Annotated in this window: 19 protein-coding genes and 1 tRNA gene; 8 read left to right on the top strand and 12 right to left on the bottom strand. The window is 72.3% G+C overall.

From position 1 onward, the window contains the following. Nucleotides 1-7 precede the first annotated feature (7 nt). From DEU31_RS03140 to DEU31_RS03160, 5 genes are all read right to left on the bottom strand, one after another. The gene (locus DEU31_RS03140; protein ID WP_133675721.1) at nt 8-1,420 is read right to left on the bottom strand and encodes a beta-N-acetylhexosaminidase; all 1,413 of its coding nucleotides are present in this window, start codon (nt 1,418-1,420) and stop codon (nt 8-10) included. Nucleotides 1,421-1,622: 202 nt separating this feature from the next. Continuing rightward, nucleotides 1,623-2,678 (bottom strand): peptidoglycan-binding protein, encoded by a 1,056-nt coding sequence (locus DEU31_RS03145; protein WP_239639321.1) that lies wholly within the window; start codon nt 2,676-2,678, stop codon nt 1,623-1,625. Nucleotides 2,679-3,356: 678 nt separating this feature from the next. After that, nucleotides 3,357-3,430, bottom strand: a tRNA-Pro gene (locus DEU31_RS03150). A 55-nt stretch (nt 3,431-3,485) separates the two neighbouring features. Then, nucleotides 3,486-4,424, bottom strand: coding sequence for a metallophosphoesterase (locus DEU31_RS03155; protein ID WP_010549516.1), 939 nt, complete (start codon nt 4,422-4,424; stop codon nt 3,486-3,488). A 1-nt stretch (nt 4,425) separates the two neighbouring features. After that, nucleotides 4,426-6,825 (bottom strand): penicillin-binding protein, encoded by a 2,400-nt coding sequence (locus tag DEU31_RS03160; protein ID WP_010549517.1) that lies wholly within the window; start codon nt 6,823-6,825, stop codon nt 4,426-4,428. A 238-nt stretch (nt 6,826-7,063) separates the two neighbouring features. Here DEU31_RS03160 and DEU31_RS03165 point away from each other — a divergent pair, with 238 nt between their 5' ends. The 4 genes from DEU31_RS03165 to DEU31_RS03180 are packed head-to-tail and all read left to right on the top strand — an operon-like array spanning nt 7,064 to nt 8,917. Further along, complete coding sequence (locus DEU31_RS03165; protein ID WP_010549518.1) at nt 7,064-7,366, top strand: WhiB family transcriptional regulator; 303 nt, start codon at nt 7,064-7,066, stop codon at nt 7,364-7,366. 36 nt (nt 7,367-7,402) lie between these two features. Further along, nucleotides 7,403-7,573: a DUF4177 domain-containing protein gene (locus DEU31_RS03170; RefSeq protein ID WP_010549519.1), complete on the top strand. Its 171-nt coding sequence runs from the start codon at nt 7,403-7,405 to the stop codon at nt 7,571-7,573. A gap of 4 nt (nt 7,574-7,577) precedes the next feature. Further along, nucleotides 7,578-8,084, top strand: a complete 507-nt coding sequence (locus DEU31_RS03175; protein ID WP_010549520.1) for a RidA family protein — start codon at nt 7,578-7,580, stop codon at nt 8,082-8,084. 11 nt (nt 8,085-8,095) lie between these two features. Continuing rightward, nucleotides 8,096-8,917, top strand: a complete 822-nt coding sequence (locus DEU31_RS03180) for an MBL fold metallo-hydrolase (protein ID WP_010549521.1) — start codon at nt 8,096-8,098, stop codon at nt 8,915-8,917. 171 nt (nt 8,918-9,088) lie between these two features. On the opposite strand, the gene DEU31_RS03185 is transcribed toward DEU31_RS03180, so the two are convergent. Then, nucleotides 9,089-9,766, bottom strand: coding sequence for a cyclic nucleotide-binding domain-containing protein (locus DEU31_RS03185; protein WP_010549522.1), 678 nt, complete (start codon nt 9,764-9,766; stop codon nt 9,089-9,091). 156 nt (nt 9,767-9,922) lie between these two features. On the opposite strand from DEU31_RS03185, the gene nth reads away from it, so the two are divergent. The 4 genes from nth to DEU31_RS03205 all read left to right on the top strand — a co-directional run bounded on the left by nth (nt 9,923) and on the right by DEU31_RS03205 (nt 13,017). Beyond that, complete coding sequence (gene nth, locus DEU31_RS03190; protein ID WP_010549523.1) at nt 9,923-10,618, top strand: endonuclease III; 696 nt, start codon at nt 9,923-9,925, stop codon at nt 10,616-10,618. Next, nucleotides 10,615-11,313, top strand: a complete 699-nt coding sequence (locus DEU31_RS03195; RefSeq protein ID WP_010549524.1) for a CoA pyrophosphatase — start codon at nt 10,615-10,617, stop codon at nt 11,311-11,313. Before nth ends, DEU31_RS03195 begins: the two co-directional genes overlap by 4 nt. Nucleotides 11,314-11,582: 269 nt before the next feature. Further along, the gene (locus DEU31_RS03200) at nt 11,583-11,969 is read left to right on the top strand and encodes a cold-shock protein (protein WP_053916106.1); all 387 of its coding nucleotides are present in this window, start codon (nt 11,583-11,585) and stop codon (nt 11,967-11,969) included. Between the two features lies 1 nt (nt 11,970). After that, a complete protein-coding gene (locus DEU31_RS03205; RefSeq protein ID WP_133675723.1) occupies nt 11,971-13,017 on the top strand; it encodes a DUF3027 domain-containing protein in 1,047 nt (348 codons plus the stop codon). Between the two features lie 140 nt (nt 13,018-13,157). Here DEU31_RS03205 and DEU31_RS03210 read toward each other — a convergent pair whose 3' ends face one another. The 6 genes from DEU31_RS03210 to DEU31_RS03235 all read right to left on the bottom strand — a co-directional run bounded on the left by DEU31_RS03210 (nt 13,158) and on the right by DEU31_RS03235 (nt 19,681). Then, entirely contained in the window at nt 13,158-14,336 is a 1,179-nt protein-coding gene (locus DEU31_RS03210) for a DNA polymerase III subunit delta' (RefSeq protein WP_133675725.1), read from the bottom strand. Further along, nucleotides 14,333-15,124: a dTMP kinase gene (gene tmk / locus DEU31_RS03215; protein ID WP_166649364.1), complete on the bottom strand. Its 792-nt coding sequence runs from the start codon at nt 15,122-15,124 to the stop codon at nt 14,333-14,335. Before tmk ends, DEU31_RS03210 begins: the two co-directional genes overlap by 4 nt. Further along, nucleotides 15,121-16,194 (bottom strand): Gfo/Idh/MocA family oxidoreductase, encoded by a 1,074-nt coding sequence (locus DEU31_RS03220; protein ID WP_133675727.1) that lies wholly within the window; start codon nt 16,192-16,194, stop codon nt 15,121-15,123. The genes tmk and DEU31_RS03220 overlap by 4 nt, the downstream gene beginning before the upstream one ends. A gap of 129 nt (nt 16,195-16,323) precedes the next feature. After that, nucleotides 16,324-17,187: a carbohydrate ABC transporter permease gene (locus DEU31_RS03225; RefSeq protein WP_133675729.1), complete on the bottom strand. Its 864-nt coding sequence runs from the start codon at nt 17,185-17,187 to the stop codon at nt 16,324-16,326. Then, the gene (locus tag DEU31_RS03230) at nt 17,184-18,338 is read right to left on the bottom strand and encodes a sugar ABC transporter permease (RefSeq protein ID WP_133676318.1); all 1,155 of its coding nucleotides are present in this window, start codon (nt 18,336-18,338) and stop codon (nt 17,184-17,186) included. Before DEU31_RS03230 ends, DEU31_RS03225 begins: the two co-directional genes overlap by 4 nt. Further along, nucleotides 18,335-19,681 (bottom strand): ABC transporter substrate-binding protein, encoded by a 1,347-nt coding sequence (locus DEU31_RS03235; RefSeq protein WP_133675731.1) that lies wholly within the window; start codon nt 19,679-19,681, stop codon nt 18,335-18,337. The genes DEU31_RS03230 and DEU31_RS03235 overlap by 4 nt, the downstream gene beginning before the upstream one ends. Between the last annotated feature and the right edge of the window lie 22 nt (nt 19,682-19,703).

Genomic DNA, 19,703 nt, shown 5'->3' on the forward strand with positions numbered 1-19,703 from the left:
GCAGGTGTCAGTCGTCGAGCGGGCGGTACCGGATCCCGAAGGCGTCCAGGCGCGGCAGGTGGGCGCGCAGGCGCTCCTGGAACTCGTCCCAGCTCTGCTCGGGTGAGCCCCACGCCCGCTCGGCGAAGGCGCACAGGCGCGGGAAGGCCATGTACTGGACGGCGCCGGCGTCGGGCAGGTACTCGGTCCACAGCTGCGCCTGCAGGCCCATCACCAGACGCTCCTGGTCCGCGCTCGTCTTCTTGGGCAGCAGACGACCGGTGTACACGTCCTCGAGCGTGGTCCTCCCGCCGATGGCGAGCGGCTCGTCGGCCGGGTCCGCCTGGTAGTGGTCGAAGTAGAGCAGGTCGGAGGTCGCCACGATCGTCTGGAAGCCGCGCGAGGTGGCCTCCCCGACGCCCGCGGGCCCGCGCCAGTTCATGATCACGGTGTCGTCGGGCAGATGGGTCTCCAGGACCTCGTCCCAGGCGATCGCGCGCTTGCCCTGCCCGGCGAGCACCTCGGAGGCGAAGGTCGTGAAGCGTCCCTGGATCTCCGAGACACGGGTCAGGCCCCACTCGTTCATGCGGGCACGGGCCTGGGAGGAGCGCTCCCACTCGCCGGTGGGGCACTCGTCGCCGCCGATGTGCACGTAGGGGGCGGGGAAGATGCCGGCGACCTGCGTGAGCACGTCGCGCAGGAAGTCGAACACCTGGTCCGAGACGCCGAGCACGTGGTCGGAGATCCCCCACACCTCGCGCACGCCCACCTGCTGCTCGGGGAAGTTCCCCAGCTCCGGATAGGCGGCGACGGCGGCCTGCATGTGCCCGGGCAGGTCGATCTCGGGGACGATCATGATCCCGCGGCGCCGCGCGTACTCGACGAGGCCCTTGAGCTCCTCCTGGCTGTAGGAGCCGCCGTGGCGCACGCCGTCGAAGGTCCAGGACTCCTCGTCCCCGCTCATGTGGCCGACGAGCGTCTGCTCCCGCCACGCGCCGACCTCGGTCAGGCGCGGGTAGCCCTTGATCTCCACGCGCCATCCCTGGTCGTCGGTGAGATGGAGGTGCAGGACGTTCAGGCGGTGCAGGGCCATCCCGTCCAGGAGGGTCTCGATCTCCTCGACCGGGAGGAAGTGGCGCGAGACGTCCAGGTGCATGCCGCGCCAGGCGTGCTTCGGGCTGTCCGCGATGGTCACGCACGGGATCGACCCGTCGGCCCCGGTGACGATCTGGGCGAAGGTGTTGCGCCCGTCGGCCAGGGCCGCCTCGCTGCCGGCGCTCAGCGCCGCGCCCTGCGGGGAGATGGAGAGAGCGTACTCGATCGCCGGCAGGTCCTCGCTGAGGCCGACGGAGAGACCCTCCCACGGGTCGGTCGTCTCCCACATGCCCTCCGACCACACGACGGATCGGGGCAGCGGGACGAGGGCGATGGGGTCGGGCATCCGGATCTCCTGAGGGACGTGGGAGTTCGTGACCCGACCAGTCTGCCACGTGGATCACATCCCGCGGCGCGAACCGGCCCGGACGCGGAGGAGCCCGGTCGGCGATGCCGACCGGGCTCCTCCACCATGTCGCCCTGCTCCTTCCCGGTGACGCTCTCGCGTCGAGCAGGCCGTCATGGTCGTATGCGCGACCCCTGCCGACTCAGCGGTAGGTGACGAACACGTGCGGGGCGTTCCAGATGGTGCGCTCGACGACCTGCTGGCGCGAGCCGGAGGCGTCGATGATGCCGTTGCCGCCGGTGTAGATCCCCATGTGGCCGTAGTCGTTGCCGGTGAAGGCCACGAGGTCGCCGGGCTTGGCCTGCGACTTGGGGATGATCCGCCCGCCGAAGGTGTAGCCCTTGGCGGTCTTGCGCGGCATGTTCATGCCGGCCTGGTTGTACGCGTGGTACACGAGGCCGGAGCAGTCCAGGCCGGAGGAGGGCGTGGAGCCGCCCCACTTGTAGCGGACCCCGAGCTGGGCGCGGGCCGCGGAGACGATGGCGCTGCCGTTGACCGTGGTGCCCGAGCTCGCGCCGGTGCCGCCCGAGGGGATCGACACGCCGCTGTACAGGGCGTTCCAGGTCTTCGGACCGACCACGCCGTCCACGCCGATGCCGGCGGCGGACTGCAGGGAGCGGACGGCCGATCCGGTGGCGGCGCCGAAGACGCCGTCGACCTTGAGAGTGGCACCGCGGGCGTTGAGCCCGCTCTGCAGGGTCGACACGGCGCTGCCGCGGCTGCCGTGACGCAGCTTCGGCTGCGAGGAGGACGAGCCGGCCGCGGGAGCGGAGGACGAACCGCCGGTCAGGGCGTTCCAGGTCTTCGGACCGACCACGCCGTCCACGCCGATGCCGGCCGCGGACTGACGGTTCTTGACGGCCCGCAGGGTCGCGGAGCCGAACACGCCGTCGACCTTCAGGCTCGCGCCGTGGGCGTTCAGACGCTGCTGGAGGTAGGAGACGGCGCTGCCGCGGGAGCCGAGCCGCAGCTTCACCGAGGTGTACTGCGTGCTGGCGGGCGCGACGGCGGACGCGGCCGCGGGGATCGCGGCAGCGGTCCCGGCGGACGGCGCGGCGGAGGCGGCGGGGGCCGCGGGCGCCTGCGCGGTGGCGGAGGCGCCGCCGGCGAGGGCGGCGGTCGCGGAGACGGCGCCGATCACGGCGGCCCCTCCCACGCCCTTGCCGACCGGGGCGGCGAGCCCTCGGTAGTCGATCACGGCACGGCCGGGAGCCCGGTGCGTGGCGCGTGGAGCGGTGCGGAACATCGGTGGCGATCACTTTCTCCGTCGCCTCGCAGTCGATGCACAGCGGACCCGTGGGGGAGTCCGCGGAGCCTGCGCCCGTCACCCAGGGAAGCGGAGGAAGAAACCGGGCCGGTGACGGGGAGGCGGCGGCCCGGTGGGAGCCGCCTCGGAAAGGCGGCACCGCAGGTCACTGTAGGGGTGAGGGCATGTATGACCACAGGTGCATTTGCTGTCGGGCGTGCACTTCTTTGCGAAGATTTTGCGAATCGCGCCCGAAATGCCGCGTGTTCCACCCGGGAAATGAATTCCACCGTGATAACTACTCCATTGTCATTCACGTCGACAGAATGTCCGGTATACCCGAATAGAGTGATGTCGCAGGTCGACCCGTTGGTCACCGAGAGTTGGGGCGAAATGTCCGAACAGTCCGATATGGGTCGTGAGGGGTCCGGGAGTGTCCTGACGGTCGTCGAAAGAAAGCGCGATCGACCCGACCGGGAATGGTCATTTGGCGATAAAGTAACGCCTCGAGGGTGGTGTGCGGAGCGGGATCATCGTCGTCGTCGATCCCGCGGACGGCCGGCGGGCGGACCGCCGGCCGACGCAGAAGGGGAGTCGTGAGATCGATGGATCTCGCGACTCCCCAGAGGGTCGGGGTGACAGGATTTGAACCTGCGACCTTGCCGTCCCGAACGGCACGCGCTACCAAGCTGCGCCACACCCCGGTGGAACCCGCTCGAGCGGGTCACCGAGGAGAAACTCTAGCAGGCTCCCGGCCGGTCAGCCGACGTCCGAGGGCCTCCGGGCCCGCAACGTGAGCAAGGTCGCCTCCGGCGGGGTCAGCAGACGGTAGTTCGAGTACGGGCTCGCGCCCATCCCCGCGCTCACGTTCATCGGCACGCCCTGCCAGTCGGAGAGGCCGCGGGCCTGCTGCCGGGGCAGGTCGCAGTTCGTGACCAGCGCGCCGATGCCGGGAAGGCGGAGCTGGCCGCCGTGGGTGTGCCCGGCGAGGATCAGCTCCGCGCCGTCGGCGACGAAGGCGTCGAGCACGCGGCGGTAGGGGGCGTGCGCGACGCCCACCTGGAGCACGTTGCCGTGCTCGGGCGTGCGCGGCGCCGGCGAGGGCGGGGCGGGCATCCGGTCGCGCTCGAGATGGGGGTCGTCGACCCCGGCCAGGCGCACCTCCAGGCCGCCGAGCTCGATCGTGGCACGGGTGTTGGTCAGGTCCTTCCAGCCGTGCTCCGAGAGGCGTGCGGCGAGCTCCGCGGTGGGCAGCGTCGGCTCCCGGGGCTCGGTGAGCCCGGCGGGCCGCGGATCCGGCAGCAGGTACCTGGCGGGGTTCTTCGGCATCGGCGCGAACATGTCGTTGGAGCCCATCACGAAGGCGCCGGGCCGGCGCAGCAGGGGCTCGATCGCCTCGGCGAGGGCCGGGACCGCGGCCGCGGAGGCGATGTTGTCGCCCGTGTCGATCACCAGGTGCGGGCGCAGGCTCTCGAGGTGCTCGAGGAAGGCGAGCTTGCGGTGCTGCTCCGGCAGCAGGTGGATGTCGCTGATGTGCAGCACCCGTCGCGTGCGCGCGCCCGGCGGCAGGATCCGCAGCTCGGCCTCGCGCAGCGTGTACCGATGGATCTCGACATGGCGGGCCCAGACGTGGGCGGCCCCGGCGAGCCCGAGCCCGAGCCCGCCGAGCGCACCGGCGGCCGCGAGCGCGGGCCTCACCTCACTCCTCACCGGAGGACTCGCGGATCACGACGGGACGGCCCTCGGGCAGCTCGGTGCCCGCCGGCGGGTCGGTGTCGATCGCATGGCCGGCACCGATCTCGCCGTGCGGCGCCTGCTCGATCCGCACGGAGTAGCCGGCCGCCTCGAGCGCGGCGCGGGCCTGCTCGATCGGCATGCCGCCGACGTCGGGCACCTTCCCCTTCTCGACCGCGTCGCCCGCGGCGCTGTCGGTCGGGGCGGGGGCGGCGGGGAAGGGCTCGCCGGGGAGCCCCTCGTGCACCCGGGTCATGTACTCCTGCCAGGTGGGCAGGGAGACCGTGTTGCCCCAGACGCTGCCGCTGCGGAGCATCTCCCCGTCGACGTCGAAGCCGCCGGGACGGATGTTGGACTGCGGGTGGCCGAACCACACCGCGGTGGACATCTGGCGGGTGAAGCCGACGTACCAGGTGTGGAACTGCGAGCCGGAGGTGCCGGTCTTGCCGCCCGCGGCGTGGCCGGGGATCGTCTTGCCCTTGCCGGTCGCGCGCGGGTCCTCGAGGTCCTGCTGGAGCACCCACGCCATCGTGTCGGCGACCTCCTTCTCGACCGCCTGGTGGCACTGGGCGCCCGAGATCTCCATCGCCTCGCCGTTGCGGTCGACGACCTCGGTGATCGCCTGGGGCGAGCAGAAGGTGCCGCCCGAGGCGTAGGTCGCGTAGGCCGAGGCCATGTCCAGCGCCGAGATCCGCAGCTCGCCGAGGACCACCACGGAGGGTGCCAGCTCGGTGCCGTACAGGTCCTCGATCGGCATGTCCCAGGTGGCGGGGTCGTACGGGTTGTAGGTCGCGGGGACCACGCCGATGTCGCGCGCCGTCTCCGCGATGCCGCACAGGTCGAGCTGGCGGGCCATGTTCGCGTACGAGGTGTTGATCGAGAACTTCGTCGAGTTCAGCACCGTCTCCATCGGCGCGATCGGCACGGAGACCGCGTTGTCCGGGTTGTAGCCCGGGTTCTCGCGCCAGGCGCCGCGCGGCAGGCACTCCGCCGGGAAGCTCGACATCGACTCGCGCGTGGTGCTCACCCGGTCGTCGATGCTCCGCCCGCTCTCGAGCCAGTTCTGCAGCACGAAGGGCTTGAAGGTCGAGCCGACGGGGAAGCCGCTGCCGCCGCCGAGGGCCTGCGGCACGTTGTAGTTGATCGCGGTCTCGCCGGGCTGGGAGTCCTCGTGCGGGTTGAAGGTGCGGTTCTCCGCCATCGTGAGGATCTTGCCGGTGCCCGGCTCGACGGTGACGATCGAGTGGCCGAAGCCGTGCTGGGAGTCGCCGGGGACCTTGCGCTGGAGGATGTCCACCGCTGCGGCCTGCGTGTTCGGGTCCAGCGTGGTCCTGATCGTGAGCCCGCCGCCGTAGAGCAGCTTGCGCCGCTCCTCGTAGGTGGGGGCGAAGTTCGGGTCGTTGAGCAGGGAGCGCGTGACGTAGTCGCAGAAGAACCCGCTCGTGCCGGCGTCGGCGCAGCCGGCCCGCACGTTCTGGATCTGCAGCATCTCCTCGACGGGCTGGGCGGTGTACTGCTCGTACTCCTCCTCGGTCACGAAGCCCTCGCGCTTCATGTCCGCGAGCACCTCGTTGCGGCGCTTCTCGCCCGCCTCGGGATGGGCGACCGGGTCGTACTGGTTCGGGCCGTTGGTGATGCCGGCCAGGAGCGCGGCCTCGCCGGGGTTGAGGTCCTTCGCGCTCTTGGAGAAGTAGTGGCGCGAGCCCGTCTCGACGCCGTACTGGGAGGGGCCGAACTGCGCCACGTTCAGATAGGCGTTGAGGATCTCGTCCTTGCTCCACCGCTTCTCGAGCGAGATCGCGAGCTTCGCCTCGCGCAGCTTGCGGCCGTAGCTCTGTTCGGTCGCTGCGAGCTGGTCCTCCTGGTCGCCGCGCTGCACGGCGTCCATGAGCAGCGCGTTCTTCACGTACTGCTGGGTGAGCGTCGAGCCGCCCTGCGTCGCGCCGCCCGCGGCGTTCGAGGCGAAGGCGCGGACCAGGCCCTTGGGGTCCACGCCGCCGTGCTCGTAGAAGCGGCGGTCCTCGACCGCGATCACCGCGTTCTGCATGTGGGGCGAGATCTCCTCGATCGGCACCATGATGCGGTTCTCGGTGTAGAAGGTCGCCAGCAGCGACCCGTCGGCCGCCTCGATGCGGCTCGCCTCGTTCAGCGGTTCGACCTCGAGCTCGCTGGGGTAGGACTCGAAGAGGTCCACCCCGTCCTCGGCGACGGCCGAGGTCGCCGAGACCGCGGGGAGGAAGAACGCCGCGAGCAGGACGCCGGCGAGGGCCGAGACGGCGAGGAGCCCCAGCAGCAGGTAGACGGTCTGCGCCAGGGCGACGGGCAGGGAGCGTCCCGAGCTGGACGCGGGCGAGGTGCGGGCCATGGAACTACAGTACGGCGACCCTCCCCGGAGCGGCCATCAGGCAGGCCGCGCGCGCGGAATCTTCACGAAGCCGATGCCGCGCCGTGACCTGCCCCGGCGCGACGGGCTCATGTGCGCGTTAGCACGGGCTCCGGCCGCCGTCATGGAGCATCGCGAGTTTTGCCATGTGGCGACCGTCTCCATACAGTGGGGCGAGGAACGGATCAAGGTCGATCCGGAAGACGGAAGGGGATGGAGAATGACCATCGGGGGAAGCGCCTTCACCGGCGACAGCAGCTGGGCCGCCCGCGGCGCCTGCGTGACGATGGATCCCGACGGGTTCTTCGTGCAGGGCGCGGAGCAGCACGCCGTCAAGGCGGCCTGCGGAGCGTGCCCGGTGCGCACCGAGTGCCTGGCCGACGCGCTCGACAACCGCGTCGACTTCGGCGTCTGGGGCGGGATGACCGAGCGGGAGCGGCGACGTCTGCTGCGCCGCCACCCGCACGTCAGCGACTGGTCCGCGCTGCTGCGGCGTGCCGAGCAGCAGGCCGTCGGCGGCTGACCTCCTCGGACCGGGCTCCCCGGGTAGGCTCGTCCCATGAGCACACTCACCCGCTGGGAGTACCTGACCGTCCCGCTGCTGATCCACGCGACCAAGCAGATCCTGGACAACTACGGCGACGAGGGCTGGGAGCTGGTCCAGGTCGTGCCGGGGCCGAACCCGGAGAACCTGGTCGCCTACCTCAAGCGCCCCCGGGGCGAGGGCTGAGCCGATGACCGACCCCGTCCCGGCGCGCAGCCCCCGCACCCGCGCCCGCCTCGCCGAGCTCGGGCACGCCCTGCCCGAGGTCGCGGCCCCGGTGGCCGCGTACGTGCCGGCCGTCCGGACCGGCTCCCACGTCCACACCTCCGGGCAGCTGCCCTTCGTGGACGGGGCGCTGCCGCGCACCGGCAAGGTCGGCGCCGAGGTCACGGCCGAGCAGGCCGCCGAGCTCGCCGCGACCTGCTGCCTGAACGCCCTCGCCGCCGTGGAGGCGCTGGTGGGTGACCTCGACCAGGTGGTCAGGATCGTGAAGGTGACTGGCTTCGTCGCCTCCGACCCCTCGTTCACGGGCCAGCCCGCCGTGATCAACGGCGCGAGCACCCTGCTCGGCGAGGTCTTCGGCGAGGCCGGGAGCCATGCCCGCTCCGCCGTGGGCGTGGCCGTGCTGCCCCTGGACGCCCCGGTCGAGCTCGAGCTCGTCGTCGAGCTCTCCGCGTCTCTCGCCCCCACCGCCTGAGCGGGGCCGCGATGGACGAGCATCTCGGGCAGCGGGCTCCCGATGCCCCGGCGGTCGAGCTGATCGTGGTGCGGGCCGACAACCCCGGCCCCATGACGCTCACCGGCACCAACAGCCACGTGCTGCGCGACGAGGGCCAGGTGTGGGTGGTCGACCCCGGCCCGAAGGACCCCGAGCACCTCGCCGAGCTGCTGCTCACCTGCGGCGACGACGTCCGACCGGAGGGCGTTCTGGTCACCCACCGGCACGCGGACCACGCCGCGGGCGCCGCGACCCTCGCCCGGCAGCTCACCGCCCGCAGCGGCCGGGAGGTGCCGCTGTGGGCGGCCGATCAGTCCGCCGTGCCCGGCTCGCGCCCGCTGCCCGCGACGCTGATCGGTGACAACGGGACCGTCGGCCACGTCATCCACCTGCCGGGGCACACCTCCGACTCCGTCGGCGTGCTCGTGGAGGGCGGGCGGATGCTGACCGGCGACACGCTCCTGGGCGGCTCCTCGACGGTGATCGTGCCCGAGCACGGCGGCTCGCTCACCGAGTACCTGCAGTCCCTCGCGATCCTCCACGCCCTCGCCGAGGACGGCCGGATCAGCGCGTTCTTCCCCGGCCACGGTCCGTCCGTCGACTCCCCGCTGGAGGTGCTCGCCGTCCTGGAGGAGACGATCGCGCACCGCGAGGAGCGGATCGATCAGGTGCGGCGCGCCCGCACCGCCGGGGTGCTCACCCTCGACCGGCTGCTGCGCGTGGTCTACGGCCCGGACCTGCCCGAGCAGCTGCAGGACGCGGCCCGCTGGAACCTCCGCGCCACCCTCGACCACCTCGCCCAGGAGCGCTGACCCCGCGCTGCGTCGCTGCGCCGGGTCGCCCCCGCGGCTGCGGACTCCGGGTGTGGCGCCGTCGTCCCGGGTGCCCCGCGCGCTCGAACGGCCCTCCTCCCCGCGCGGGGAGGAGGGCCGTTCGGACGGGGGCGGGGCGTCGGGCGTCTGCGCGAGATGCCCGGGCCCGTCTCAGCGGGCGCGGCGGCGCAGGCGCTCCACGTCGGCGATGAGGACGGCGCGGGCCTCGAGCCGGATCCAGCCGCGGGAGGCGAAGTCGGCCAGGGCCTTGTTCACCGTCTCGCGGGAGGCGCCGACCAGCTGGGCCAGCTCCTCCTGGGTCAGGCCGTGGGCGACCATCACGCCGTCGTCGGTCTGACGGCCGAAGCGCTGGGCGAGGTCGAGCACGTTCTTCGCCACGCGACCGGGCACATCGGCGAAGACCAGGTCCGCGAGGGACTCGTTGGTCTTGCGCAGACGGCGCGCGAGCGAGGCGAGCAGGTGGCGGCCCACCTCCGGACGCTGCGCGAGGACGCGGTACAGGTCCTGCTGCGAGAGGGAGTACAGGGTCGACTCGGCCACGACCGTGGCCGTCGCGTTGCGCGGCGCGGGATCGAAGAGGGAGAGCTCGCCGAGGGTCTCGCCCGGGCCGAGCACCGCGAGCAGGTTCTCGCGGCCGTCGCCCGAGGCGTGGCCGACCTTCACCTTGCCGGAGCCGATGATGAAGAGCCGGTCGCCCGGATCGCCCTCACGGAAGATGATGGCGCTGCGGTGGTAGTCCTCCTGCTTCATCGACGCCAGGACCGCCTGCTTGCCGTCCTCGTCGAGCGCGGCGAACAGCGGCGACGACCGTACGATGTTCTCGTCCACGGAACCTCCTGGATGTGGGGTCCCGATCTTCCGGGACCGTGCTGTGCAACCTGTGGCGGACGCCACGTTCAGCGGTGGCGGCTGTCACATGATGGTCAAACACTATCGCGCTCGCGGCGTCATGGCCCATCTCCGAGGAAGGGAGACGTCTCCGGCATGTCGAGCAGGTCGTCCCACCGCCCGGCCGCGGCCGCCTCCGGGGCCCCCGCCGACGCGGGTCTCGTCGCGGCCCGGCTCGAGCGCCTCCACGTCGGTGCGCGCACCGAGCTCGACCACCGCGACGCCTTCGAACTGCTGGTCGCGACCGTGCTCTCCGCGCAGACGACCGATGTGCGCGTCAACCAGGTCACCCCCGGACTGTTCTCCCGCTGGCCGGGCCCGGCCGCTCTCGCCGAGGCCGACGAGGACGCGGTCACCGAGCAGGTGCGCCCGCTCGGGATGGGCGCGACCCGGGCGCGTCGGATCATCGGCCTCTCCCGTGCGCTGCTCGTGGACCACGACGGGGAGGTGCCCGACGACCAGGCCGCGCTCGAGCGGCTGCCCGGCGTCGGCCGGAAGACCGCGCACGTGGTCCGCGGGGCCTGGTTCGGCCATTCCCTGCTCGCCGTGGACACGCACGTGGGGCGGCTCTCGCGACGGCTCGGCTGGACGACGGCCACCGACCCGCGAGCGGTCGAGGAGGACGTCGTGGCGCGGGTGGAGGCCGACGGCACGGGCGCCGACGCCGAGGACCTCACGATGCTCGGGCTGCGCCTGATCCTCCACGGCCGCCGCGTCTGCACGGCGCGGGCGCCCCGCTGCGGGGAGTGCGTGCTGGCCGACCTCTGCCCGAGCGCGGGGGAGGCGGCATGAGCGCGGCCGTCCCGTCGGCCGAGGGGCTTCCCGACGGGGCCGGCTTCCTCGCCCCGCTCGCCGAGCGGGCCCGGCGCGGGGACGTGCTCGTGGAGCGTCGGGACGGACGCGGCTCCCCTCCGATGCCGACCGACGGCGGGCGGCGCAGCGCCGTGCTCATCCACGTCGCCGGCACGGATCTGGCCGACGCCCGGCTCGTCCTCGAGGAGCGCGGACACCGCCTGCGCTCCCAGCCCGGCCAGTTCTCCCTGCCCGGAGGGAAGCGCGACCCCGGCGACCGCGACGATGTGCACACCGCGCTGCGGGAGGCGGAGGAGGAGACGGGGCTGGACCCCGCCGACGCGCACGTGCTCGGCGCCTTCGCCCCGATCCCGATGCCCTGGCGGGGTCAGCTCGTGATCCCGGTGCTGAGCTGGTCCGCCGAGGTCCCGCCGCTCGGGGTGCAGGACCCGATCGAGGTCGAGCGCCTGGTGTGGGCGCCGTTGACCGGGAGCGACTCCCTCGACGACGCCGCGCTGCGGCGACGCGGCCGGCTGAACGGGCACGACGTCGGCCCCGTCTTCGAGCTGCCCGAGGACGCCTTCGTCTGGGGCTTCACGGCGATGATCCTCGAGCAGGTCCTCGCCGGGCTCGGCCTCGATCCCGTCCCGGCCGACGCCCCGACCCGCGAGATCCCGCCCGAGCGCCGGCGCTGACCGGGGGCAGTGCCGTCCCGTCGGGCAGGGTGCTGCGCTGCGCCGTCGGCCTGTCGGGCCCTGCCCGCGCCGTCCTGTCGGCCCCTGCGGTGGCCGTCGTCACCTCGCAGGAACCCGCTCGCCGCTGCCGGCCTGCTCGCGATAGCATGGAGTGTTGCCGGACCCGCTCCGGCAGCCTCCCGGGTGGAGGCGGCCGGCACGCCGGTCCGCATGCGCCCGGGATCCGAGAATCGCCCCACGACGACCACCAGATGAGGAATGGGATCCAGGTGCCACGAGGCAAGGTGAAGTTCTACGACGCCGAGAAGGGCTTCGGCTTCATCCTCGACGACGAGGACGGTCAGAGCGTGTACGTGCACGCCACCACCCTGCCCGAGGGGGTCACGACCCTCCGCCCCGGCGCCCGCGTCGAGTTCGACATGGTCGACGGCCGCCGCGGCCCGCAGGTGCTCTCCCTGCAGCTGCTCGAGCCTGCGCCGTCGGTCGCCCGCGCCCGCCGCCAGAAGCCCGAGGACCTCGCCGTCATGGTCGAGGACCTGATCCGGCTCCTCGACGACGCCGGCACCGGGCTGCGCCACGGCCGCTACCCCGATCGCGGCCATTCCCAGAAGATCGCCACCGTGCTGCGAGCCGTCGCCGACAACTTCGAGGCCTGAGATGACGTCCCCGACCACCGCCCCCCGCCGTCCCCGCACCGCACGTCCGAAGCTCGACGCGGTCGCCGCGGCTGCCGTCGAGCTCGCCCGCGAGGCGCTCGAGGACGTCACCGAGCCCGGACAGGTCGGTGAGCACCTCCGCGTCGAGGCGACGGGGGAGCGGCTGGTCACGCACGTCTTCGAGTGCACCATGCCCGGCTACCGCGGCTGGTCCTGGGTGGTCGTGCTGGCCCGCGCCTCCCGTGCGAAGGCCGCGACCGTCGCCGAGACCGCGCTGCTGCCGGGCGAGGACGCGATCCTCGCCCCCGCCTGGGAGCCGTGGTCCGAGCGTCTGAAGCCCGAGGACGTCGGTGCCGACGACCTGCTGCCCTACCGGGAGCAGGACGAGCGGCTCGAGCAGGGCTACGAGGCCACCGGCGACGAGGACGAGGACCGCGTCGCCCTCTGGGAGCTGGGACTCGGCCGCCCCCGCGTGCTCTCGCAGGAGGGCCGCGGCGAGGCCGCCGAGCGCTGGCAGGCCGGCGAGTTCGGCCCCCGCCAGACCTCCTCCCGCGGGCGCAAGGGCACCGTCCCCGCGAGCTGCACCAGCTGCGGATTCCTGATGAAGCTCTCCGGCTCCCTGCGCTCCGAGTTCGGCGTGTGCACCAACGAGTGGTCCCCGGCCGACGGCCGCGTGGTCCACCTCGGCTACGGCTGCGGCGCCCACTCCGAGACCGGGCAGGACGACGGCGAGCCCGAGATCCCCCGCGGCGCGGGCGTGATCGTCGACGAGCTCGACGTCGAGGTCGTCGACGACGAGAAGGCCGCGGCGGACGCGACCGCACCGGCCGACGGTGCCGGGGCCGAGGGGTCCCAGGCCGAGGACGCCGCCCAGGCCGGGGGCTCGCACGCCGACAGCAGCTCCGCCCCAGCGGACGTCGCGCTCGTCGAGCCGGCCGCCGAGCCCGCGCCGGTCCAGAAGCCGGAGCAGGCCTCGCAGGAGCAGACCCCGACGGAGCACCCGGCCCTGTCCTTCGACATCCCCGAGGCGGACTCTCCCGAGGACTGATCCCCGGCCTCGGGCCGGCGGACCGCTCCCCGCAGCTCAGGTGCGCCCCTGTTCCGTCATCGGAACAGGGGCGCACCTGACGTCGCGGCGACCTTCAGGCGAGGGCGCGCGGGGCGGTCCCGACCCGGTGCCCGGCGGGGTCAGCGCTGGGAGACGGCGATCCGGGAGAGCAGCGCCTCGACCGCGAGCAGCGGAGGCACGTTCCCCCCGATCCGTTGACGGGCCTCCTGCACGGCCTCGAGCAGAGCGAGGGTGGAGCGGCCCGTGCCGTGCGCGGCGGCCTGCTCGATCTCGCCCGTCACGTCGACGTTCACCAGCTCCGACCCGGTGGCCAGCTGACGGCTCAGCACGTCGCGCAGCACCGAGTGGACATCCAGCAGGTACCGGTCCAGCACGTCACGGACCAGACGGGTCTGGCGCCGCTTGGCGTCCTCCTCGAGCTGGCGCATCTGGGAGCGGAGCGAGGGCGGCACCTTCCCGTCGTCGATCCCGGCCGAGCGCAGGAAGCGCTCCTTCTCCTCGAGCGCGACCTGGTCCGCGTGCTCCTTGGCCTCGGCGGTCGCCCGCTCGACGAGGGTCTGGGCGGCGAGCACGGCGCCGCCGGCGGTGCGCAGGGCCAGCAGCGTGCGCGCCGACTCCACCCGCGCGCCGAGGGCCCCCTCCTGCGTCGCGTAGCGCAGCGCGAGACCGATGTGGCCCTGGGCGGCGCGCGCCGCACGCAGTGCCAGCTGGTCCTCGATCCCGTCGCGGCGGCGCAGCAGCTCCGCGACCACGTCGGAGTCCGGGACCGTGAGGGTCACCAGGCGGCAGCGGGAGCGGATGGTGGGGGCGAGGTCCTCGGCCGAGGGGGCGCACAGCATCCAGACCGTCGACGGCGGCGGCTCCTCGATCGACTTCAGCAGCACGTTGAAGGTGCCCGCGGTCATGCGGTCCGCGTCCTCGACCACCAGCACCCGGTGCCGGCCCGTGGCGGGGGCGCGCTGCGCGGTCATCACCAGCGAGCGCACCTCCTCCTTCGCGATGGAGAGCTTGTCGGTGGCGACGACGGTGACATCGGGATGCGTCCCCGCGAGGGTGGTGCGGCAGGCCGGGCACTGCCCGCAGCCGGTGCCCTGCTCGCACTGCAGCGTCGCGGCGAAGGCCCGGGCCGCGGTGGAGCGGCCGGAGCCGGGAGGGCCCGTGATCAGCCACGCCTGGGCGAGGGACCCCTCCGGGGAGGCGGCGCGGCGGAACTGCGCGACCGCCGCGTCCTGGCCCACGACGTCGGCCCACACCCCGGGCGCGTGCGGGGCCCCGGCTGCCTGCGCGGCCGCGGTCACTGCTCGTCCCTGTGCCGGGGCGGGGGCACCGGCTCGAAGGTCGGGTCGAACAGGCTCAGCACCTCGGCGACGGAGGCGAGCACCTCCGCGTGGACCTCCTCGCGCGGGCGGGTCCCGTCGACCACGGCGTAGCGCTCGGGATCCGCGCGGGCGAGCTCGAGGAACTCCTCGCGCACCGCCTCGTGGAACTCCAGGCCCGCGCTCTCCAGGCGGTCCTTGCCGGCGGGTCCGCGCCGCTCGTCCAGGGCGCTGGTGGGCACGTCGAGCAGGATCGTGCGATGGGGCAGCAGCCCGTCGACCGCCCACAGCGACAGCCCCGCGATCTCCTCCGGCGAGAGCTCGCGCCCGGCGCCCTGGTAGGCGACGGAGGAGTCGAGATACCGGTCCCCGAGCACGAGCCCGCCGCGGGCCAGGTGGGGGCGGACGACGGTCGCGATGTGGTGGGCGCGATCCGCCGCGTACAGGAGCGCCTCCGCGCGGGGCTCGACGTGCTCCCCGTGCAGCAGCAGCTCGCGGATGCTCTCGCCGAGCGGCGTGCCGCCCGGCTCCCGGGTGGTGAGGATGAGGTCCTCGGCGACGGAGCGCTCGGTGACCAGGTGGTCCCGCAGCATCCTCATCTGGGTGGACTTCCCGGCGCCGTCCCCTCCCTCGAAGGAGATGAACACGCCGCGGCGGGGCGGGTGCGTCGCGGGGATGCGCAGGGAGGTGCTGTGCAGGGCCGGTGCGTGCCGTGCCGCGGCCTGCAGGGCGTCCTCGTGCGGCGCGGGGGCGGACTCGGTGCGGCTCATGCGTCCTCCTCCCCGGGGTAGACGACGCCGAGCGCGGCGCGGACGGCGTCCATCGTCCCCATCACCGACAGGGTGTCCGCCCAGCTCATCAGGGGGGACTCGAGCTCGCCGGCGGTGATCCGTCGGGCGGCCTCCGCGATCTCGTAGGCCATCCCGTCGCCGGGCGTGCCAGGATGCGCGAAGGACGCGGAGCGGCCGTCGAGCAGCTCGATGGTGAGCGTGCCCGGGGCGTAGAACGGACCGGTCAGACGGGCCGTGCCCGCGGTGCCCGCGACGACCGCCTCGGCCGGGGTGCGGGTGCGCAGCGTGGTGCCGAGCCGTGCGAACCCGCCGCGCGCGCCCTGGGCGAGCAGGCCGAGCGTCGCGTCGACGCCGGTGGGGGTCAGCTCCCCCCGCACGACGGGGTTCTCGAGATCGCCGAGCACCATCTGTGCGAAGGAGATCGGGTAGACGCCGAGGTCCAGCAGCGCCCCGCCGCCGAGCTCGGGAGCGTTCATGCGGTGGGAGGGGTCGGTGGGCATGGCCTGGCCGTGATCGGCCGCGACCTCGACGATCTCGCCGAGCAGGCCGGCCTCGAGCACGCCGCGCAGCAGGTCGTACTGCGGCAGGAAGCGCGCCCACATCGCCTCCATCGCGAACACGCCCCGCTCCCGGGCGAGGTCGAGCAGGTCGCGGGCCTGCGCGGTGTTCAGGGTGAACGCCTTCTCCACCAGCACCGGCACGCCTGCCTCGAGCACCGGGCGGGCCAGCTCGTGGTGCTGGGCGTGCGGGGAGGCGATGTACACCGCGTCGATGCCGCCCGCAGCGAGCATGCCCTCGACGCTGTCGAAGGAGCGCTCCGCACCGTGCTCGGCCGCGAAGGCCGCGGCCCGCTCTGCGGAGCGGGAGACGACCGAGACGATGCGCGAGGCCGTCGCCCGATGGGCGGTGTCGGTGAACTGGCCGGCGATGTGGCTGGGGGAGATCACGCCCCAGCGCAGCCCCGGGGCCTCGGCCGGATCGGGGACGGCGGGTTCGGGCAGGACCAGCGCGGGCGGGACGGCGCCGCGGGTCTCGTCGGTCTGGCTCATGGGTCCAATCTATCGAGCGTCCCCGACACCACTGGGGTGCCGGGGACGCTGTGGATGCGGTTGCGCCGATGGCTGAATCGGAGGACCCCCTGCCGGGGCAGGGGTCAGGTCGACGGCTCGGCCCTGCGCTCAGCCCTTCACCGAACCCGCCGTCATACCGCGCACCAGGAAGCGCTGCAGGGAGAAGAACACGAGCATCGGGATCACCATCGACAGGAAGGCGCCCGCGGTCAGCAGCTCCTCGCCCTGTCCCTGGGTTCCCAGCATCTGCTGGAGGTCCACGATGATCGTCTTGTTTCCGCCGCCGCCCAGGAACAGCTTCGCGATGAGCAGGTCGTTCCACACCCACAGGAACTGCAGCGTGGCGAAGGCGGCGAGGGCCGGCATCGACATCGGCGCGGCCAGCTTCCAGAAGGTCTGGAAGTGCGAGGCGCCGTCGATCTTCGCGCTCTCGATCACCGAGTTCGGGAGCGTGGCCATGTAGTTGCGCAGCGTGTACACCGCCAACGGCATCCCGAAGCCGGTGTGCAGCAGCCACACCGCCACGAACTGCCCGTTGATCCCCAGCCCGCGCGGACCGAGCAGATCCAGCATGGGCTGGAACGCCACCTGGATCGGCACCACCATCACCGCGACGATGAGGATGAACAGGAGCTCGCGGCCCGGGAACCGCATGAAGGTGAACGCGTACGCCGCGAAGGCCGCGAACATGATCGGCAGCACCGTCGCCGGCACCGCCACGATCACCGAGTTCAACAGCGAGGACCCGGCCGTGGTGGACTCGAACAGCCGCTCGTAGTTCGCCAGCGTCCAGCCGGTTCCGAAGGGGTTCAGCAGCGCGTCCCACCACCCCGTCGAGGCGACGTCCTCGCGAGTGCGGAACGAGGTGACCAGCAGTCCGATCGTCGGGACGGTCCACAGCAGGGCCAGCACCACCATGGTGACGATCGCGAGCAGGGAGCGGGGACGGCCGTCCTTCATCGTGCCCATCATCGGTTCGCCTCCTGCGCTTTGAAGGATCGCACCTGGTAGACCAGGATCGGGATGATCAGCACCAGCAGCACCACCACGATCGCGGAGGACTCCCCGGCCTGGCGCTCCACGAACAGCTTGCGGAAGTACAGGTTGGCGATGACGTCGGTGTTGTCGCGGCCGTTGGTCATCACGTAGATGATGTCGAAGACCTTCAGCACCAGGATCAGCACCGTGATGAACACGGAGAGCAGGGTAGGGCGGACCTGCGGGAAGATGATCTGCCAGAAGATACGTGCCTCGCCGGCGCCGTCCATCCGGCCCGCCTCGACGGTGTCCTCGGGGACGCCCTTGATCGCGGAGCTGATCAGCACCATCGCGAAACCCGTCTGCAGCCAGACCAGGATCACCATGAGCAGCAGCGAGTTCAGCCGCGCGGTGTCGATCTGGAGCCAGGCCTGGGGCTCGCCGCCGAGGGCCACCACCACCGCGTTGAGCAGGCCGGTCTGCGCGGTGTCCGGCGGGCGGAACGCGTAGATCAGGCCCCAGATGGTGGAGGCGCCGACGAAGCTGATCGACATCGGCAGGAACACCATCGACTTCGAGACCCGCTCGCCGGTGGTCGAGAGCTTGTCCGCCAGCACCGCGACCGCGAGACCGAAGGCGACGGTGATCAGCGGGACGATGAGGATCCACAGGAAGTTGTTCAGCATGGCCTGCCAGAACTCCGCGGAGCCGAAGATCGCCCCGTAGTTCGCCAGGCCCACCCAGTCGGTGGAGTCGGCGTTCGCGAAGGAGTACACGATCGTCTGCACCGTCGGATAGATGAGCATCAGGCCCAGCAGCGTCAGCGCCGGCAGGAGGAAGGCGTAGGGGATCAGGCCCTCGCTGAGCCGGGAGGGGAAGCCCTCGATGATCATGTTCATGAAGCGGAAGAACACGACCGCGCCGCCGATGCCGAACACCAGGCCCAGCGCGCCGATGAGCAGCTTGGAGTGCAGGAACCACTGCGGGTAGTAGGCGAAGGCGAGGAAGGCGTTGCACACCAGCCACACCGTCGCCACCAGGCCGATCGCCCCCAGGATCAGCAGCGCCGGACGGGCGGGGGATCCCGCCCGTCCGCGCGGCGTGATCGCCGAGGAGCCCGAGGAGCGGGTCGCCGCGGCGGTCATTGCGGCCACCCCGCCTCGATCTCGTCGCACACCTGCTGGGCGCTCTTCGATCCGTTCAGCCACTCGACCATGCCGGTCCAGAAGCTGCCGCCGCCGACGGCGTTGGGCATGACGTCGGAGCCGTCGTAGCGGAACACCTCGGCGTTCGAGGCGATCTCTGCGACGCGTCGCGTGGTCTCGTCGGCGTAGTGCGAGGCGTCGAAGGTCTTGTGCGGGCTGAGCCAGCCGCCGGCCTGCGCCCATTCGATGCCGAACTCCGGGGAGGTCAGGAACTTCATCAATGCGACCGAGTCGTCGTTGAGGGTGAACAGTGCGGCGAGGTCGCCGCCGCCCAGGATCGGCTGTCCCTCGAAGCCGCCCTCCCAGGGGGGCATCGCGAACACACCGACCTCCTCGTCCATGTTCGCCAGGATGTCCTCCGGGAGGAAGCCGGTGACGAAGTTGCCCTGCCGCACGTACATCGCCCGGGACGGGTCCTCGAACAGCGGCAGCGGGGCCTCGGAGAAGGGCGTGTTGAGGATGGTGGTGGGTCCGCCCAGCACGTTCCCCTCGGTCTTCAGCAGCTCGCCGAGGATGTCGAAGACCTCGACGACCTCGGGGGAGTTGAAGGGGATGCGGTGGTAGATCCAGTCGTCGTAGAGGTCCGGGCCGTGGACCCGGAGCATGAACTCCTCGAGCCAGTCGGTGCCCACCCAGCCCGTGGCCTGATCGGCGTTCCAGCCGTCGGACCACGGGGTGATGCCCGTGTCCTTGATCTCGTCGGCGATGGAGTAGAGCTCCTGCATGGTGGCGGGCTCGGTGGAGTAGCCGCCCTCCTCGTACGCCTTCTTCGGGTACCAGATGAGGGACTTGCACGCCATCCTCATCGGGGCGCCGTAGACGCGGCCCTGGTAGCGGGCGGAGTCGAGGAAGCCCGGGATCAGGGTCGAGTTCAGCGAGTCGTAGTCGAGGAAGGCGTCGATCGCCGTGATGTGCCCCTGCGCGGCGAGGTCGAAGAGACCACCCGGCTGGGGGAAAAGTGCCACGTCAGGGGCGTCTCCGGAGGCCACCCGCTGCTGGATGGTGGTGGTGAAGTCCTGGTCGGGCGAGTACTGGACGGAGATCCCCGACTCCTCCTCGAAGGCGGCGAGCGAGGCCATGAGGGCCTCCTCCTCCTGACCGCCGAAGGCGCCGAGGACGCTGACGGTCCCGGGACCGGGGGCCTGGCCCTCCACGTACTTCTCCGCACCGCCTCCTCCGCCTCCGCGGGACGGGTCGGGCTGCAGGCATCCGGTCACGCCCAGCGCGGCCGCAGCGGCCGCGCCCCCGGTCATGACCGTGCGCCGACTCGGGCATCGATCCATGAGTTCACTCCTTCGTGAGTCC

This window comes from Brachybacterium sp. AG952 (genome assembly GCF_004362645.1).
Lineage (GTDB): Bacteria > Actinomycetota > Actinomycetes > Actinomycetales > Dermabacteraceae > Brachybacterium > Brachybacterium conglomeratum.